At 37.1% G+C, this 18221-nt stretch carries 17 protein-coding genes; 15 read left to right on the top strand and 2 right to left on the bottom strand.

Translation table 11 applies throughout. The features are described 5' to 3' along the window. Positions 1-27: 27 nt before the first annotated feature. From COD92_RS09695 to COD92_RS09665, 7 genes are all read left to right on the top strand, one after another. A complete protein-coding gene (locus COD92_RS09695) occupies positions 28-1374 on the top strand; it encodes an MFS transporter (RefSeq protein ID WP_098527330.1) in 1347 nt (448 codons plus the stop codon). A gap of 111 nt (positions 1375-1485) precedes the next feature. After that, on the top strand, positions 1486-2451 hold the full coding sequence (locus COD92_RS09690; protein WP_098527329.1) for a catechol 2,3-dioxygenase: 966 nt from the start codon (positions 1486-1488) through the stop codon (positions 2449-2451). A gap of 227 nt (positions 2452-2678) precedes the next feature. After that, entirely contained in the window at positions 2679-3410 is a 732-nt protein-coding gene (locus COD92_RS09685; protein WP_176541028.1) for a PIG-L deacetylase family protein, read from the top strand. After that, positions 3410-4117, top strand: a complete 708-nt coding sequence (locus COD92_RS09680) for a 4-carboxy-4-hydroxy-2-oxoadipate aldolase/oxaloacetate decarboxylase (protein ID WP_098996211.1) — start codon at positions 3410-3412, stop codon at positions 4115-4117. Before COD92_RS09685 ends, COD92_RS09680 begins: the two co-directional genes overlap by 1 nt. A gap of 35 nt (positions 4118-4152) precedes the next feature. Then, on the top strand, positions 4153-4533 hold the full coding sequence (locus COD92_RS09675; protein ID WP_098996210.1) for a RidA family protein: 381 nt from the start codon (positions 4153-4155) through the stop codon (positions 4531-4533). Positions 4534-4689: 156 nt separating this feature from the next. Further along, positions 4690-4920, top strand: a complete 231-nt coding sequence (locus tag COD92_RS09670; protein WP_098996209.1) for a hypothetical protein — start codon at positions 4690-4692, stop codon at positions 4918-4920. Positions 4921-5141: 221 nt separating this feature from the next. After that, entirely contained in the window at positions 5142-6473 is a 1332-nt protein-coding gene (locus tag COD92_RS09665) for a GntT/GntP/DsdX family permease (protein WP_098527325.1), read from the top strand. A gap of 43 nt (positions 6474-6516) precedes the next feature. Here the strand turns inward: COD92_RS09665 and COD92_RS09660 are convergent, their stop codons facing one another. After that, positions 6517-7362 carry a MurR/RpiR family transcriptional regulator gene (locus COD92_RS09660; protein WP_098527324.1) on the bottom strand — a complete coding sequence of 282 codons (846 nt, stop codon included), beginning with the start codon at positions 7360-7362 and terminating at the stop codon, positions 6517-6519. A 148-nt stretch (positions 7363-7510) separates the two neighbouring features. Between COD92_RS09660 and gnd the strand changes: the two genes are divergently transcribed. Then, the gene (gene gnd / locus COD92_RS09655) at positions 7511-8407 is read left to right on the top strand and encodes a phosphogluconate dehydrogenase (NAD(+)-dependent, decarboxylating) (protein ID WP_098527323.1); all 897 of its coding nucleotides are present in this window, start codon (positions 7511-7513) and stop codon (positions 8405-8407) included. Between the two features lie 235 nt (positions 8408-8642). Here the strand turns inward: gnd and gntK are convergent, their stop codons facing one another. After that, entirely contained in the window at positions 8643-10187 is a 1545-nt protein-coding gene (gene gntK, locus COD92_RS09650) for a gluconokinase (protein ID WP_098527322.1), read from the bottom strand. A gap of 375 nt (positions 10188-10562) precedes the next feature. Here gntK and COD92_RS09645 point away from each other — a divergent pair, with 375 nt between their 5' ends. From COD92_RS09645 to COD92_RS09615, 7 genes are all read left to right on the top strand, one after another. Further along, positions 10563-10862, top strand: a complete 300-nt coding sequence (locus COD92_RS09645; protein WP_098527321.1) for a YrdB family protein — start codon at positions 10563-10565, stop codon at positions 10860-10862. Between the two features lie 115 nt (positions 10863-10977). Further along, entirely contained in the window at positions 10978-11739 is a 762-nt protein-coding gene (locus tag COD92_RS09640) for a threonine/serine exporter family protein (protein ID WP_098527320.1), read from the top strand. Between the two features lie 17 nt (positions 11740-11756). After that, positions 11757-12203, top strand: coding sequence for a threonine/serine exporter family protein (locus COD92_RS09635; RefSeq protein ID WP_098527319.1), 447 nt, complete (start codon positions 11757-11759; stop codon positions 12201-12203). A gap of 208 nt (positions 12204-12411) precedes the next feature. Next, positions 12412-13161 carry a C39 family peptidase gene (locus COD92_RS09630; protein ID WP_098527318.1) on the top strand — a complete coding sequence of 250 codons (750 nt, stop codon included), beginning with the start codon at positions 12412-12414 and terminating at the stop codon, positions 13159-13161. A gap of 772 nt (positions 13162-13933) precedes the next feature. Next, positions 13934-15349, top strand: coding sequence for a branched-chain amino acid transporter BcaP (bcaP, locus tag COD92_RS09625; RefSeq protein ID WP_098996208.1), 1416 nt, complete (start codon positions 13934-13936; stop codon positions 15347-15349). A 177-nt stretch (positions 15350-15526) separates the two neighbouring features. After that, positions 15527-16768 carry an ATP-binding protein gene (locus COD92_RS09620; RefSeq protein ID WP_098527316.1) on the top strand — a complete coding sequence of 414 codons (1242 nt, stop codon included), beginning with the start codon at positions 15527-15529 and terminating at the stop codon, positions 16766-16768. Between the two features lie 225 nt (positions 16769-16993). Continuing rightward, a complete protein-coding gene (locus COD92_RS09615) occupies positions 16994-18175 on the top strand; it encodes an HD-GYP domain-containing protein (RefSeq protein ID WP_098527315.1) in 1182 nt (393 codons plus the stop codon). The last annotated feature ends 46 nt before the right edge of the window (positions 18176-18221 follow it).

Here is an 18221-nt window from a genome sequence, read left to right as displayed (position 1 = left end):
ACTTATTTTTTGAAAGGGGATTCATTAATGTCAAATCATTCTATTAAAAACATTTTGGATGAAAGTAAATTTAACCGCTTTCACTTAGGCTTATTACTGTGGTGTCTACTTTTTGTATCATTTGAAGGGTACGATTTAGTTGTATACGGCTCTGTTGTCCCATTTCTTACGAAAGAGTGGAACCTATCACCGATTGAAGCAGGTGTCATTGGTAGTTATGGACTTTTTGGAATGATGTTTGGTTCGATTATTCTTAGTCTTTTAGCAGATCGATTTGGCCGAAAGAGCATTATCATCGTATCCGTTACTTTTTTTAGTATTTTTACCACCATTTCGGGTTTTGCAACAGATGCACAATTGTTTTCCTGGTGCCGGTTTTTAGCAGGAGTTGGATTTGGAGGAACCTTACCTACCGTAATCTCACTTTTGACTGAATATATCCCTAAATCTAGTAAAAATAAGTCTATCACAATTGCATTGTGTGGAAACCAAGTAGGAGGCATACTGGCACCATTAATAGGTGTTTTAGTTTTTGCATTGTTAGGCTGGCGTCCTGTTTTATGGTTTTCAGCCATTCCTTTGTTATTAATTCCTTTAATCATTAGATATTTGCCAGAATCACCACAGTTTCTCATTCGCAAAGGAAAATTAGACATTCTAAGAGCGACTTTAACGAAAATTGATCCTAACTATCATGACCGCCTAATGGCTGAGCAAACAAAAATATCAGAACCTCCTGTAGTACGTACTCCAATTATTGGATTATTTAAAAATAAAATGGGATTAAGTACGATCCTATTCTGTATTGTTTATTTTATGGGATTATTGATGATTTATGGATTAAACACATGGCTTCCAAAGTTGATGCAAAGTGCAGGTTATCCACTCATTTCCAGCTTAGGTTTTGCTATTTTTTTAAATGGAGGAGCGTTAATTGGAACCATTATTATCGGAGTGATTGCAGACCGAAAGGGATCCAAAAAATTAATAACAGGCCTATATGTTCTTGGTGCCATCTGTCTTGCTCTTCTTGGAATTAAGAGTAATATTTTTCTCCTTTACTTGTTAATTGCTATTGCTGGAGTATGTACAATGGGGAACCAAAGTTTATTAAATGCTTTTGTTTCTCAATATTATCCAAATAATGTCCGATCAACAGGTGTAGGTTTAGCAAATGGAGTGGGGAGATTAGGAGGAATGTTAGGTCCAACACTTGGGGGAGTACTGTTATCAATGAATGTACCTATTGGGTTATGTTTCTTGGTTTTCGCTTTGCCAGGTATATTCGCAGCACTTGCATTATTCTTAGTAAGAAAAACTATTCACAAGCAAGAACCAACTTCTACTATAAATACGGAATTAAAAATCAACTAAACTTGTTTAGCATTGTTAAGGATATTTAAAATTGACAGCACTTACAATAGTTTAATATAATTGAAATAACGGAATTGTTGAACAATATTGATGAATATGTGAGGCGTTAATATGAATAATTATGACAAAGAACCAATTCGGGATATAGCACATCTTGGGCATGTGGAGTTATTGACTCCTAAACCAGAGGAAAGTCTATCATTTTTTAAAGATATTCTTGGTATGCAGGAAGTAGCGCGAAAAGAGAATTCTGTCTATCTCCGCTGCTGGGGAGATTACGAACAATACTCCGTCAAATTAACCGAATCCACGCTGCCAGGAGTAGGTCACACGGCGCTCCGTACGATGAGCCCACAAGCATTAGAAAGAAGAGTTAATGAGATTGAAGCACTTGGTAAAGGAATCGGATGGATTGATGGTGATGTCGGGCATGGGAAAGCCTACCAATATCATGGACCGGATGGACACGTCATGGAACTGTATTATGACTCTTTTGAATACCAGCCGCCAGAACACCTAAGACCGGCGCTGAAGAATCAGCCGCAAAGATTTACGGGTCATGGTGTAGCAGTAAAACAACTAGATCACATTAATTTCTTGTCTTCTAATCCGGAAGCAGATGGTGATTTTGCAGAAAATGTCCTAGGTATGAGATTGACCGAGCAAATTCTATTAAACAATGGACGTCGCCCCGGTGTATGGTACAGCCCAAATAATAAATCCTATGAAATGGTTTATACGTTAGATGCTACAGGATCGCGTGGGCGTTTTCATCACATGGCTTTTACAGTAGATACAAACGAAGGAATTTGGCGTGCGGCAGATTTATTTTTGGAACACGGAGTTTTCATTGAATTTGCCCCAAGCAAGCATGCCATCAATCAGACCTATTTTGTATACGTTTACGAACCAGGCGGCAATCGAATTGAAATCTGTTCTGGTGGATATCACGTCTTAGCACCTGATTGGAAGCCGATTACTTGGACGGAGGAAGAAAGGGCAAAAGGACAAGCATGGGGCAATAAGACGGTTCCAAGTTTTCATACTTATGGAACCCCTATTGTTGAATCTAAATAATGATTTCAAATGTGGCTTAATACTTAGGATGATCATTTGATTAATGGTGAGGGAAACCTCACTTTTTTTAATAGAATAGGATATTTCCCTTTTTCTGAATTAAGTAAATATATTGACACAAAGACAAAATACAATTTATAATCTATTTATAAACAATATTGTTAAACAATATTGAAGTGTATATTTTATACTAGACTTTTGGAAAAAGAAAAGTAGGAGGAAGACAAATGATTGATAAAAATACAAATCTATTAGTTGTAAGCGCACACGCAGCGGATTTTGTTTGGAGAGGCGGCGGTACGATTGCAAAATATGCGAAGCATGGGGCTAATGTTTCCCTTGTCATTTTAAGTTATGGAGCAAGAGGGGAATCAAACGATCTTTGGAATATCGAAGGGCAAACATTGGAGAATGTAAAAGCGCATCGCCAAGGTGAAATCGAAGCAGCTGCAAAATGCCTTGGAATTGAAAACATTGAAATTTGGGATTATCAAGATTACCATATGCAAATCAATGAGGACCGAATGGACCGATTGGTTCGCAAAATTAGAGAAGTAAGACCTCATCATATCCTTACACATGGACCTAGAGATGCCTTTAACCCAGATCATGAAACCGTCTCCAAATTTGTTTTTGATGCAAGTGTTTTATCGACCTCTAATGGAGTGAGATTAGAAGGGACAAAAACAGCCAAACAAGCGAGTATCTTTGGGTTCGAGCCGCATCAATCAGAAATTAGTGATTTCAAACCAGAAGTCATTATTGATATAACAGAAACCTACGAACAAAAACAAGCGGCCATGAATTGTTTTAAGGCGCAGAAACATTTAATTGATTACTATGGAGCGAAAGCACAATTACGCGGGAATCATGCCCGCAGATGCTCCGGTAATAATGAATATAAGTATGCGGAGGCATTTAGCCGATTCTTCCCTTATGTTGGAGGTGAATTCAACTAATGGAAAAGTATGTGCTTAAAAGCATTACAAGACCCAACGCACAAATGATTGAAGAATTTAAGCAACTAGATGTTTCAACCATTTATGAAGCACAGGGTAAAATTGGTCTCATGGACTATCATTTGAAACCTATCTTGGACAACACACTAATCTGCGGACCGGCGGTCACTGCTGTATGCCATGCAGGAGATAACTTAATGATTCACGCGGCCATTGAAGTATGTAAACCAGGTGATGTACTCGTTATTACAACCGTAGGTGAGGGAGTAGCAGGGATGATTGGGGAATTAATCGTTACGGCCCTAATCAAACGTGGAGTTCAAGGGGTCATCATTGACTCAGGGATTCGAGATGTAGCGCAAATCCGTGAACTTGAATTCCCTATTTGGACTAAGGCTGTATTCTCCCAAGGAACCACCAAGTCCAAAGGCGGCTGGGTAAACGCGCCAACCGTTTGCGGAGGAGTTTCAGTTGAACCAGGTGACTTAATCATGGCTGATGATGATGGAGTAGTCGTTGTTAAAAAAGGAGATCTTCAGTTTGCATTAGAATCATCTAAACAACGTCTAAAAAAAGAAGAAGGAACGAAGGAGAAGATTGCAAGAGGAGAAATTAGCTTAGACTTTTACAACCTAAGACCAACTTTGGAAAAAGAACAGGTTGTTTATTATGAAGACGAATCTGAATTCAACAAGAGAAATGCTTAGAATAAAACATACTTATTGAAGGGAGTGAATGGATCATGGCAAAACGTGAAGTTTTACATGTGAAAGGATCTAATCATCATAATCCAATTCCAACCGCTGTGAAAATTGGAAATATGGTATACACCTCAGCCATCATTGGATCGGACCCAGAAACAGGTGAAATGCCAGAAAGAGTCGAAGACGAAGTGTCTAATCTTTTTCATTACCTGAGAGAGATCATGGAGCTTGCAGGAGGAACGACCGATGATATCGCACATTTAAGTGTTTCAGCAACAGACCGTGAATATAAAAAAATTGTCAATGTTGAGTGGCTAAAAATGTTTCCAAATGAAAATGATCGCCCTGCAAGACATACCAGTGTTAAAAATCTAAGGGAAGGCCTTAGAGTACAAATTGAAATGACAGCTGTCTTGTAATAAAAAAATACTTATTGAAGTAAGGCTACTTTTTATAGATACAAGTCAATAAGCTTTTTTCTTAAAATTACTTAAAATAAAAATATCTTTAAGAGACATTAATTTTGTCTCTTTTTTTTGCAGTTTGGAACAATAAAAGGATGAGGAGGGAAGTGAATGGACCATATTGAAGCATTTTTACGAAGCAAGAATTGGCTTGATACTGATTTAGACTCAAGGTATATCAACGTCAACCACCCCTATGCTATCCTTGTTTCGGAGGATGAGGGACAAGTTACTCTGAGAGGAAATTCTGGCATAGACAATGGCCAGAATGGTGAAGAGATTTTTACTTTCACCTCTTTGAATGAGCTCCAGGAATGGTTTGAAGACAATATTGGAGAGTAGAGACGGGACATTTGCACCCGTCTCTTTTCTTAATCGGAAGGGCCTCTTAAATTAATTTTGTTGTGGAGAATGAAAAAATATTTTGTTTAGTAAGTAAACAAAATATTTTTTCAAAATAATTGTTGAAATAAAAAATTTTTTTTCGTATAATCAATTTTGTTGGAAGTGCTTTCATGGTAATTCTACAAAAATCGATTAAAACTTAGAGGGGTGGCAATCAAATGAATGCCTATTTATTACTCATTACACTTGTTTCAATTGTTATTGTTATTTTAGGAGTTTCATTGTTTAAGTGGCATGCGTTTATTAGTTTAACAGTAGCAGGATTATTCTTGGCGATTATGTCAGGATTAGGTTTAGATAAAATTGTTGCCGCTTACGAAACAGGAGTCGGCGGTACATTAGGGCACTTAGTCGGTATCTTGGCTTTGGGAACAATTCTAGGAAAAATGTTGTCTGAATCTGGAGCAGGTTTACAAATAGCTAATTTCTTCATAAAAGTATTTGGTGAGAAGAAACTGCCTTGGGCCATGTTTCTATCAGGGTTTGTCATTGGGATCCCGGTCTTCTTTGAAGTTGGAATTTTAATTTTATTACCGCTTGTAATTTCAATTCAAAAAGCATCAAAACAAAATATCTTATTAATTGGTTTACCAGCGATTGCGGGTTTATCGATTGTTCACGGACTTGTCCCTCCGCACCCTGGTGCGATTGCGGCTATAGGGCTTTATGGGGCAAACCTTGGTAAAGTATTACTTTACTCATTAATCATTGCGATCCCGGCGGGAATCATCGGCGGACCATTATTTGCTAAATTTATCAACAAACGTGTCGTACCGGTTGGAGAACCAGAATTAGTGCGTGTTGATGACAATAAAGACAAAAAGTCATTACCAAGTGTAGGTGTTTCTTTCCTTACTATCTTAATGCCAGTTATCCTAATGGTTTTAGGGACAGCCGCACCATATTTACCTGTACCAGCTGGTTTTGAAAAGTTCTTGGTATTTATTGGTAGTCCAATCATTGCTTTATTGATTTCATGTTTCTTTGCCTTTTATTTCTTAGGCTTCCGTCAGGGAATCGATAAAAACGCAATTAAGAATTTCACAGAGGAATGTATTTTACCAGTTGGTTCTATTCTATTAATAATCGGAGCAGGCGGTGGATTTAAGCAGATTCTTATTGAGAGCGGAGTGGCGAAGGTCATTGCGACGATGTCTGAAGGAATGTCATTATCTCCACTTGTATTAGCCTTCTTGATTGCTGGTTTAATTCGAATTGCAACTGGTTCGGCTACGGTATCTTTAACAACTGCTGCTGGAATTGTGGCACCAATCGTAGCTAATATGTCAGGTGTTAATTTAGAATTACTTGTTATCGCCACGGGAGCAGGTTCGTTAATGTTTTCCCATGTTAACGATGCAGGCTTCTGGATGGTGAAAGAATATTTGGGTCTTTCTATTCAAGAAACATTTAAAACGTGGACTGTACTGGAAACGATTTTATCCTTCATTGCGTTTGCAGGTGCACTTATTCTTAACATTTTTGTATAAAAATAAAGAGGATGGCCTAATTTAGGTCATCCTTTTTAAATATCTACATTCTTGTATTAGAAATTGCTTGTCTTACTTTTCCGAGAGAGTGTTTTGCTTTTTCCTTATTTAGGACCATTATATTCACATAAAGTGCGTCAATAAGGCTTAATTGGGCTATTCTGGACGAAAGTGCCTCGGAACGGTATTCTGTTTCTTCTGAACTCGTATAGAGTGCAACATCCGAATACTGACAAATGGGGGATTTTGGATAACTTGTAATGCCAATCGTTTTTGCACCATTTCTTTTTGCCGTCTTTAATATATTTAGGGTGTCTTTATTTGTTCCCGAGTGGGAGATCACTACTGCAACATCATTTTCTCCTAACTGAGAAGCTGACATAAGTTGAAAATGGGAATCGATAAATGCAAACGCTTTAATTCCTGTGCGCACAAATTTATGAAAAGCGTCCATTGCCACCACATTTGATCCGCCAGTACCATAAAATTCAACCCGGTTGGCCTTCATTAACAGACTAACAGCATCTTGAATGGAATTGCCGTCAAGGATCTGTAAGGTGTTTTCTAATGTTCTGATATTTGAATGAAAAATCTTATCAGCTACTGTTTTTTCATTATCGTTTTCATTGATTTCCTCATGAATCTGCTGTATGGGTTCGATAATTTCGGAAGCAAGGGCGATTTTCATTGCTTGATAGCCTTTAAAACCTATGCGCTTACAAAAGCGAAATACCGTCGCATCAGCCACTTGCAAATCTTCGGCGACTTCATTGATTGTATTATGGATAATTTTTTCAGGATTTTTTAAGATATAATCCGCAACTTTTTTTTCTTTTTCACTAAGACGTGCGTAATAAGAGCGTATCTTTCCCAAACAGTTTTGTGCCATAAATTGATATCCTCTCTATAAAAAATCGTATCTTAAGTATAGCATGAAATTATCTGAAAAAATATTTTTTCAACTATTAATTGATTTAAGAAAAAAAATTTCATATAATACAATTATCAAGAAAAAATTATTTCGGAGGTTTTTCCAAATGGAGATCGGTTTAATAGGATTGGGAAAAATGGGGTATAATTTAGCACTTAATTTGATGGAAAATAGACATAATGTGGTTGCATTTGATGTAAATAAGGAAGCTGTTAATAAAATCAGCGGAGAGGGAGCAGTTGGGGCTGAATCTATTTCTGCCCTAGTAAAAAAACTTTCCACTCCTAGAATCGTATGGGTAATGGTTCCATCAGGTTCTATCACTGAACAAGTGGTGGAGGAGCTAAAGGACGAGCTGGCGGAAGGGGATATCGTTATTGATGGAGGGAATTCTCACTATAAAGATTCCATCCGGAGAGGTAAGGAACTTGCAGAAAAAGGCATACATTTCTTCGATGCAGGTACGAGCGGCGGTATGGCTGGAGCAAGGGAAGGCGCCTGCATGATGGTTGGCGGAGATAGGGAGGTCTTCGGCACGATTGAACCAGTTTTCCGTGATATCAATGTAGACAATGGTTACTTGTATGCAGGAAAGATCGGCAGCGGCCATTTCTTAAAGATGATTCATAATGGAATTGAGTATGGAATGATGCAGGCAATTGCGGAAGGGTTTGAAGTTTTGGAAAAAAGCGATTTTGATTTTGATTATGAAAAGGTTGCACGAGTTTGGAATAATGGTTCCGTTATCCGCTCTTGGCTGATGGAACTAACGGAAAACGCCTTTTCTAAGGATCCTAAACTTGATTCTATTAAAGGAATTATGCATTCTTCAGGAGAAGGTAAATGGACAATTGAAACTGCTCTTGAACTTCAAACAGCAATGCCTGTAACGGCCTTGTCACTGATGATGCGATATCGATCACTTGATGAAGATACCTTTACAGGTAAAGTTGTCGCTGCTTTAAGAAATGAATTTGGTGGACATGCAGTTGAAACAAAATAATAGGTTAGAAAAAAAGCATCCGGATTTTAATCCGGATGCTTTGCTTTTTTTAAAAGCTAAGAAAGTATAAATTTCGACTTCGAGAATTGTCCAGCTCCAGGCGCCATCGGCTCGAGGTCACAAGCCAATCCGTCCAAAAGGTTAATGAACAACCTTTCGGCCGGCTNNGCCGGCTCGTCTTGTGCTTGTCGCCGATAGGCGGGCGCCTTACGCTTTTCTTAGTTCAAAAGATTGGTTACTTTACCCACTTCTCTTGGAAACTTGTAATAGGAGCATATTCATTTTCTAAAACGCGTGAGACGCGGATATAGATAGGTGTTAAGTCGTTATAAATTTCTACATTACTTTCGATTGGCTGATGGGCATGGGTTGAACCAACTAGTTCAGACATAATTGAAAAATCTTCAATTTCCCCAAGAGCATACATACCTAGAACGACTGCACCCAGACATGAGCTTTCAAAGCTTTCTGGGACTACGACCTCCTGGTTGAAAATATCTGCCATCATCTGCCGCCATAATTCAGACCGTGCAAAACCGCCTGTTGCTTGAATTTTGGTGGGCACTCCAATAACTTCCTGAAGCGCAAGTAAGACAGAATATAAATTTAAGATTACACCTTCGAGCACAGCGCGAATCATATGCTCTTTTTTGTGATGAAGTCCAAGGCCGAAAAAGGATCCTCTTGCATGGGCATTCCAAAGTGGCGCGCGTTCACCGGCCAAATAAGGATGAAAAATCAGGCCATCAGCACCTGGAGCAACCCTTGAGGCGATCTTGGTTAATACCTCATAAGGATCAATTCCCAAGCGCTTAGCAGTTTCCACTTCGCTTGAAGCCAACTGGTCACGCACCCACCGGAAGGTCATACCGCCGTTGTTCACCGGACCGCCAACAACCCAGTGTTTTTCTGTTAGCGCATAGCAAAAAATTCTTCCTTTTGGATCTGTAACCGGTCGATCCGTCACCGTCCGGATGGCACCACTTGTCCCAATCGTAACAGCTACTACACCAGGGTCTATAGCATTAACACCTAAATTGGAAAGAACACCATCGCTAGCCCCCACTACAAAAGGCGTTTCTATAGATAGTCCTAGTTCTTTGGCAAACTCCTCTTTTAAGCCTGTTAAATAATAGGTAGTTGGGACAGGCTCGGATAGTTTATCACCGTTAATCCCAGCTACTTCTAGGGCTTCAGCATCCCATGCAAGCTCTTCAAGGTTAAACATTCCTGTTGCCGATGCAATGGAATAGTCGACGACATATTTGCCAAATAGCTTATGGAATATATATTCCTTAATCCCGATGAATTTATTTGTCTTATTAAAGAGTTCAGGCTCGTCGTGGCGCAGCCATGTAATTTTACTTAATGGTGACATCGGATGAACCGGTGTTCCTGTCCTTCGATAAATAGCGAGTCCGTTTAATTCGTTTTTAATCGTTTCAGCCCAGGCAGTTGCCCGGCTGTCTGCCCAAGTTATACAGCGGGTAAGCGGTTTATCTTCATCACTCATGGCAATGACACTATGCATTGCGGAACTAAATGAGACAAGTTTAATCTTCTGGGAATCGATTTCCCCCTTCTTGACCGCCACTTTAATGGTTTCCACCACCGCCCGAAAAATTTCTTCCGGATCTTGCTCAGCGATTGATGGGGTTGGGCTATAGAGTGGATATTCGACATGGTGCATACTAATGACCGTCCCTTTATCTTTATAAAGAACTGTCTTAGTACTAGTTGTTCCAATATCTACGCCAAGGTAGTAAGATAAGTTATCCATTAGACAATCTCCTTCAATATTAATTAGAAGTTTTTGACTGGAGAAAAAATTCTTCTAAATAATAAATAATATGAAAAAATATTTCTTATAACATAATTGTACCTGAAATAATTATTGTTTTGAAACTTTTTTGACTTTAAATTTGAATTAAAAATGCAGTAGGGTTACATCCAATGATCAACTATCTTCATTTTTTGTTCAAAATGAAATTTATATGTGCGATTGTATGAACAACCCGCCTAAAATTTCCATATTATTTTTGGATTTAATTGCTGCATAAGCTTCTTTGTATTTTGGGACAGAAAAAAGGTTTGAGCCTATATTGAATACACAAATGACAGAAAGAATATTTAAGTATAGGGGTGGAAGGAGAATATGGAAGTCATCAAACGATTGGGTCTAGGAGTCCGCTTTTTGCTTGAGATTTTGGCGTTAATAATTCTAGGTTACTGGGGATTAAAACTCAAGCATGGTACGACTCTAAAGGTAGTGATTGGTATTGGAGCACCTAAAGCACGGTTCCGATTAAGTGGAATTCCCTTTCTTTTCTTAGAACTTATCGTTTTTGGATTGCCTTTTGTTGCCTTTCTTTTGACTGAAAAAACAACACTTGCTTCCCTTTATGGGGTAATGGTAATCTTGAATCTGGTGTTTATGAAAATCTGGAAACAATAATCCGAACAGGCAGCCAACCTAATGATAAGGCTGCTTATTATTTTTGGCCAGATTGCTTCGAACACTTATTTTCTTTAAACTGATAGTAAATGTTGAAACATGTGGTGAGAAATAGATGGAAAAAATGGTTGAACAGACATATGAAATCATGGAGGTTTGCTTGCTTGCAGGGAAGATTATGCTTCAAAGCGGCGGAGAGACCTATCGCGTGGAAGATACCATGATGCGGATCGCAGCTTCATTTGGGATTGATAAATCACATAGTTATGTCACTCCAACGGGAATCATTTTCTCAGCAGAAGGATCTGAACCAACTAAAACTAAACTTATCCGAATATCAGAACGGTCAACCGATTTGAAAAAGGTAGCCATGGTGAATAGTATTTCTCGGAGTATTAGCAGCGGGGAATTGGACTTGAACGAAGCCTTGAACAAATTGAAGGATATTGAAGACCTCAATGTTACTTTCCCAATGCGATACCAAGTAGCGGCAGCCTCAATAGCCAGTGGTTGTTTTATGATCATGTTTAACGGCGGCTGGAACGATTTTATCCCTGCAATGATATCTGGTGGAGCAGGATATGTAAGCTTTATTGCTTTTCATCGCTTTGTTCCGATTAAGTTCTTTTCGGAGTTTTTAGCTTCATTTGTCATTGGGTTACTATCATTATTATTTGTTATGATCGGCTTGGGGCATAAATTAGATACGATTATCATTGGCTCAGTCATGACATTAGTTCCGGGGCTTTTAGTGACCAATGCCATCCGTGACTTAATGGCCGGCCATTTGGTTTCAGGTCTGTCAAAAGGGGCTGAAGCCTTTCTGACGGCGTTTGCGATTGGGGCCGGAATTGCGTTTGTATTATCATTTTTATAACTTGGTGGTGAACAAGAATGGACATTCTTTCGCAGGCTATTACCAGTTTCCTGGCTACAGCAGCATTTGGGATACTATTTAATGCCCCAAAAGAATCGTTAATAAAATGTGGCTTAATCGGGATGGGCGGATGGTTAATTTATTTTCTTCTCGAAGGTTATAACCATGATCCAATAGTAGCCACATTGGCTGCAACAATTTTTATTGCGGTCCTCAGCCAAGAAATGGCGAAGCTCTATAAGATGCCGGTGATTATTTTTAGTGTTGCCGGCATTATTCCATTAGTCCCTGGTGGTCTGGCGTATGATGCGATGAGAAATATTGTAGAAAATAACTATAACGATGCGATTGCTCTCGCAGCGAGAGTACTCATGCTGGCAGGTTCAATTGCCTTCGGATTAGTTTTTTCGGAAGTTATTAATCAAATTGTTAAAAAAATTAAACATTCAAGGATAAAAGTTTAGGAAGCATGGGGACGGTTCTTATGCTACAGAAGAACCGTCCCCATTCTTCTCTTTTTTAAGGAAAAATTAAGAAAAGGCACTTATGATTAAATTTGGTAAAGTTTTACCTTTAAACAACTAGTATAATTTGATAATGTTATATAATAGTACCTTACTAATTTTTACACATCATCAGCAAAGAATTTAACAAGGAATGGTTTATCTGCCTATGAAAAAATTTCTAATTATCATAGTGATTCTCTCACTTTCCGTTTTTGGGGCCAAAACGATTTTTGCGGTCATGTCTGAGCGGCAAGCATCTGCAAAGACATTGAAGGCTGCTCCCTTAAAAACAAGAGAAGTAGTTCTTCAGGCGAAGGTAGCTCCCAGCTTACCAGATAGCATTAAACTGGATGTGCCTTTAATTATGCAAATGGATCAACCGCTTCTTTACAATGGCTGTGAGGTAACAAGCCTTGCGATGATTCTTAACTATTCTGGTGTAAAGGTAACGAAAAATGAGTTAGCTAAAAATATTAAAACAGTCCCGTTTACCTATAGTAATGGCCAAAAAGGAAATCCTAATGTTGGGTTTGTTGGAGATATGGCACATGGACCTGGGCTTGGAGTATATAATGGACCTGTTTTCGAACTAACAAAGAAATATGTCAGCGATCGAGCAGTAAATCTTACGGGTAAACCATTTACTGATATTTTAAAAGAGGTGGGACAAGGGCGTCCTGTTTGGATAATTACCACGTCCAGCTTTGCTCCAATCTCTGTTTTTCAAAACTGGAATACACCCCAAGGTATAATTAAAATTACCTTTAGCGAACATAGTGTCGCCATAACTGGATATGATGAAAATTATATCTATATTAATGATCCATATGGCGGGAAAAATAAGAAATTAAACCGTGAAAGTTTCATTAAGGCTTGGGAGCAAATGGGCAAGCAAGCAATCGTTATAAAAAATTAAAAAATGTCATGTATTTTGAATACAGGACATTTTTTATTGGTAAAATTGGGCGAAGGCAGAGGGGAAATCCCTCTGCCTTCTTTTAAAGAAGATTCATTTAGTTAAGAATCTATTGTAACTTGTGAATGGTTGTTGTCATTTAATATCAGCCATTGCAAGGTAAAAATTCCATTTATTGTAATTGTTTAATAAAAACAAGTTTGCCGCGGTTATTCTTCCACCTGATGGTTTTATACCTAAACGACGTAAGCCCTACCTCTCTTACATCCTAACGGCTCCGAAGCCGATCCAGTGTGAATAAGTTTTTATCTTAAAACATAAGCAGAATGCCAGAAAAAAATTCTTACATTGCATTATCTTATCTATTACAAGTTACTCTTTATTTTTGGAGCACAAAAATTAATAATACACTGTTTTAATCGATCTGTCAAGAAATATTGGTGATGTAATGGTTATTGTTCTAATTTAAAACATAACTTGCACACTTGAAATGGCATAAGTGGTAAGAGCTAACCATTTTTACTAACGTTTCTTTAAAATACAAAAATTACTTTTTTGAAATAATGAAACCAACAAGTAAAACATGTGGATATAGTGAAAATTAAGTTGTATAAATGCTTTTTTGTGGGAATTTTTGTATTGGAACTATTTTGAAATAATATATTTTTTTAAAATTTATTGCTTTTTCTGAAAAATCATTATACTATTCAAATATAAGTTTTTGGGCCGTCTTTTCAGAAATTTCAGAAATTAAACCCAAGGGGGTTATATAATGGATTTATTTAGGAAAAAATCAATCCAACAGCTTATTCAAGATGTTGGTCAAAAAGACGTAAAGTTAAAAAAAGAGTTGGGTGCATTCGATTTATCCATGCTCGGGATTGGGGCTATCATTGGCACAGGTATATTTGTCCTTACAGGAGTAGCTGCTGCTGAGCATGCAGGTCCTGCATTAATCCTATCCTTTATCTTATCAGGTTTGGCCTGTGTATTTGCAGCACTATGTTATGCGGAATTTGCTTCAACAGTTCCGGTATCAGGAAGCGCCTATACTTACAGCTATGCTACCTTTGGCGAATTAATTGCATGGATACTTGGTTGGGATTTGATCCTTGAATATGGTTTAGCCTCATCCGCAGTTGCGAGTGGCTGGTCAGGTTATTTCCAAGGACTATTAGCAGGGTTTGGAATTCATTTTCCTAAAGCAATCACAAGTGCTTATAATCCTGCAAATGGAACCTATATTGATGTTCCTGCAATCTTAATTATTTTCATTATCACAATGTTACTAACACAAGGTGTAAAGAAGTCTGCTCGATTAAATACTATTATGGTTATGATCAAGCTGGCAGTTGTTGTATTATTTATTGCTGTTGGAGTATGGTACGTAAAACCAGGAAATTGGACTCCGTTTATGCCGTTTGGATTCTCTGGTGTGACAACTGGTGCAGCCACTGTATTCTTTGCTTATATCGGCTTTGACGCGGTATCAACTGCAGCAGAAGAAGTAAGAAATCCACAGAAAAATATGCCGATTGGTATCATTGCCTCTTTATTAGTTTGTACGGTTTTATACATCGTTGTATCGGGCATTTTAACAGGGATTGTTCCTTATCAACAGCTAAATGTTAAAAACCCAGTGGCTTTTGCTCTTAACTATATTCACCAGGATTGGGTAGCAGGTTTCATTTCAATAGGAGCACTTGCCGGTATTACTACCGTATTATTAGTAATGGTTTATGGACAAACACGTTTATTCTATGCAATCAGCCGTGACGGATTACTGCCAAAGGTATTCTCTAGAGTAGATAAAAAGAAACAAACACCAATGATAAATTCTTGGATCACCTGTATATTAGTATCAATCTTCGCAGGATTAGTTCCGTTAGGAAGACTTGCAGAGTTAGTAAATATTGGTACCTTGTTTGCCTTTATGACGGTTTCGATTGGAATATTGTATCTGCGTAAGAACAAGCAGACCCCAAAAACCGGTTTCCGTGTACCATTTGTACCATATATCCCGATTCTTGCTTTCTTATTCTGCGGATATTTAGCTCTTCAGCTTCCAGCTCTATCCTGGATCAGTTTCGCTGTTTGGTTAGTAATTGGATTATTTGTTTACTTCGGATATGGACGCAGGCATTCAACGCTAAATGATAAAGCTAAGCGCATGGAGAAAGTCAGCTAGTCAACAGGAAAAAGAACTTGCTTTTTGGCAAGTTCTTTTTTGTTATAATTTTATCGAATATTGTCGTAAATTATCGAGTAAAGAAAAATATTGTCATTTGGATTCGTGAAAGATGGTAGAATAGGAGTAGAGAACTAGTTTGATCTATTATTATTTAAATATTAAGGAGTTAGCTATATGAAAAAAGGTAGCAATAATCTTAGATTATTTGCTGAAGAAAAAAAAGCGGTAATCCTTTTTTTATGTTTATTTAACCTGCTTTTTTATGTTTGGGATGTGTATTACTACTATATTAGGTTATACATTGGTGGCAGTGTTGAAGTTTCCAGAGATGGTTTAGGACTATCTTTATATTTTTTAATGTTGTTACCCCTTTTTTTGGCTGTTTACCAATTCAAAAAAGGGAAGATTTTCTTAATTAAATATCTATATTTAACTGCCTTCCTAATGATTGATATTATAGATAACTTTATTAGGTATATTGGAACAAATCATCATTTTGCAACTGGGAATATAGTAGAGGTCCTCTGTATTCTATTTGCACCTATATTTGTAAATAAGAAGTACTTTTGGTTTACTGCGATAGGAATCATTGGGAAATATATATTAATAGGTCTAATCCTGCAGGATATCAATGTTGTTTTTCCCATATTACTTTACTTAATTTTATCAGGAATTGCTCTAACTGTTTTGGTAAGGTTTTATTCTTACATTCATTCGTTAACTGATGTTTACGAGGAACTAAAGAAAAAGGAGAAACTCGCGGTGATTGGTCAAATGGCAGCAGCTATTGGTCATGAAATTCGGAACCCTCTGGCAGCATTAAAAGGATTTACTCAGTTCCAGCAGGAAAACTATCCAAATACTAATAACTATTTTCCAATTATGATTGAGGAAATCGACCGCATCAACTCAATTGTTGATGACCTTATGTATATAGGAAAACCAAAAAAAATTAAATATGAAAAGGCAAGCATTGAGGAAATTATTGCCTATACCCTATCGATTACCCAGCAGCAGGCTGAAAGACAAGGTGTAACTGTCGAAACTGTTATTGCTGGACCATTGCCCCCGCTTGATTGTGATGAAAAACAACTAAAACAAGTTTTTATTAATCTAATAAAAAATGCAATTGAATCGATGCCTGAAGGCGGCCGGATTCAAATTCAAGTAAAGGTTTTTGAAAAACAGCAGAAATTATTAATTTCAATTAAGGATGAAGGTATGGGGATTGCTGAAGAAGACATCTTAAATCTTGGTGAACCTTTTTTCACTACAAAAAAGGATGGAACAGGTTTAGGTTTAATGGTTACTAACCAAATTATAAAAGATCATCTAGGGGAAATTAAGATCGAAAGTTTCTTAAAAGAGGGAACTAAAATCAAAGTTATTTTACCGATTAATAATAAAGGAAATTAATGGTTAACTAAATTTTTTAACTTGTTAGAAAAAAAGAACATTTTTTACATTTAACCTAAAAATATTTCTTATTTATTCATAAATCGACTTGATTTATTGTACTTAAATTAATTTAAATGTTTTATAATGTAGGAAAGTGTCAACAAAAATAGCTTTCAGTTCGTCAATATAATACTTACTACCTAAAAGGAGAATATTTTATAATCCTTACGAGAGGTTTACCAAATGAAAAAACAACCAACAATTGATCCTAATTTAAGAAATGCTGAAACTCGAACGGTAAAATGGTTTTTGGTTTTATTCTATATAATATCTATTGCTTTTGATATCATTTATTCTTTCATCTCTAGACGTAATACAGAATTAGAGGATGGCCCAGAAAGTCTTATATACTGGTTATATTTATTAACGATTGCATTACTGCCGGTGGCACACTATTTAAACAAGAAACAAAAAACACATTATATTAAATATATTTACTTTTTAACCTATACTTTTATTTCATTAATAAATGATTTAGTGACTTACGTGGGAGACCCCTCCAAATATCCTGGTGGTAGTGCCGTAGAAATCTTTTGGCTGTTACTCTCAGCAATTTTCGTTAGTAAACCTTTTGTGATAGTTGTTTCGTGTGGAATCATATTGAAATATATGATAGTGGGACTAGTTATTAACCCACCAAATGTAGTCATAGGCATTATTTTAGCGGTCACACTTTCCGTTTTTTCATTTATTTTATTATCAAGATTTCAATCTTATGTGAATGCAATAAAATCATCTTATGATCAACAATTAACTGGTCTTGTAAAGGGAGTAATTGCAACACTTGAACTTAAGGATCCATATACAAGAGGACATAGTGAACGTGTCGCAGGGTATGCATTAGAGCTAGCAAAAGCTACTCAGAAATATAAAGAAAAGGAACTAAAGGATTTTGAATTTGCTTGTTTACTTCATGATATAGGAAAAATTCACATTCCAGATCAAATATTAATGAAACCAACTAGGCTAACAAATCAAGAGTATGAAATAATTAAATCCCACACAAGTGTTGGGGCAGATGCCGTATCAAAGGTGGTAGGTTTAAATAGTAGTATTGATGTTATTCGCTCGCATCATGAACGATGGGATGGAAATGGTTACCCTGATCAGTTAAAAGGGGAGGAAATTCCATTTCTGGCTCGGGTTGCTGCAATAGCAGATGCCTTTGATGCGATGACCTCGAATAGATCTTATCGAAATGCATTGTCAGTTGATGAAGCTTACAAACGGATATTAGAGGGGAAAGACACTCAGTTTGATCCTGAATTAGTTGAATTATTTAAACAGGTTTATCCAACATGGAAAGAGCTCCATGATAGGTCTGTAAATACGATTGATGAAAACAATAATCTTGTAATTTACTAATTTAAGGAGGTGATATCCTTGAAAATCCGGAAATTGAAAAAAATTA

The organism is Bacillus sp. AFS037270 (assembly GCF_002585305.1).
The sequence above is the reverse complement of the archived record's forward strand: the minus strand, read 5'-3'. Positions and strand labels throughout refer to the sequence as shown.

Bases quoted from the DNA above. Each gene is read 5' to 3' on its own strand.
- COD92_RS09665 (WP_098527325.1), top strand. From the start codon at position 5,142: ATGAATGCCTATTTATTACTCATTACACTTGTTTCAATTGTTATTGTT.
- COD92_RS09695 (WP_098527330.1), top strand. From the start codon at position 28: ATGTCAAATCATTCTATTAAAAACATTTTGGATGAAAGTAAATTTAAC.
- COD92_RS09640 (WP_098527320.1), top strand. From the start codon at position 10,978: ATGGAAAAAATGGTTGAACAGACATATGAAATCATGGAGGTTTGCTTG.
- gnd (WP_098527323.1), top strand. From the start codon at position 7,511: ATGGAGATCGGTTTAATAGGATTGGGAAAAATGGGGTATAATTTAGCA.
- COD92_RS09680 (WP_098996211.1), top strand. From the start codon at position 3,410: ATGGAAAAGTATGTGCTTAAAAGCATTACAAGACCCAACGCACAAATG.
- COD92_RS09620 (WP_098527316.1), top strand. From the start codon at position 15,527: ATGAAAAAAGGTAGCAATAATCTTAGATTATTTGCTGAAGAAAAAAAA.
- COD92_RS09685 (WP_176541028.1), top strand. From the start codon at position 2,679: ATGATTGATAAAAATACAAATCTATTAGTTGTAAGCGCACACGCAGCG.
- bcaP (WP_098996208.1), top strand. From the start codon at position 13,934: ATGGATTTATTTAGGAAAAAATCAATCCAACAGCTTATTCAAGATGTT.
- COD92_RS09615 (WP_098527315.1), top strand. From the start codon at position 16,994: ATGAAAAAACAACCAACAATTGATCCTAATTTAAGAAATGCTGAAACT.
- gntK (WP_098527322.1), bottom strand. From the start codon at position 10,187: ATGGATAACTTATCTTACTACCTTGGCGTAGATATTGGAACAACTAGT.
- COD92_RS09635 (WP_098527319.1), top strand. From the start codon at position 11,757: ATGGACATTCTTTCGCAGGCTATTACCAGTTTCCTGGCTACAGCAGCA.
- COD92_RS09660 (WP_098527324.1), bottom strand. From the start codon at position 7,362: ATGGCACAAAACTGTTTGGGAAAGATACGCTCTTATTACGCACGTCTT.
- COD92_RS09645 (WP_098527321.1), top strand. From the start codon at position 10,563: ATGGAAGTCATCAAACGATTGGGTCTAGGAGTCCGCTTTTTGCTTGAG.
- COD92_RS09670 (WP_098996209.1), top strand. From the start codon at position 4,690: ATGGACCATATTGAAGCATTTTTACGAAGCAAGAATTGGCTTGATACT.
- COD92_RS09675 (WP_098996210.1), top strand. From the start codon at position 4,153: ATGGCAAAACGTGAAGTTTTACATGTGAAAGGATCTAATCATCATAAT.
- COD92_RS09690 (WP_098527329.1), top strand. From the start codon at position 1,486: ATGAATAATTATGACAAAGAACCAATTCGGGATATAGCACATCTTGGG.
- COD92_RS09630 (WP_098527318.1), top strand. From the start codon at position 12,412: ATGAAAAAATTTCTAATTATCATAGTGATTCTCTCACTTTCCGTTTTT.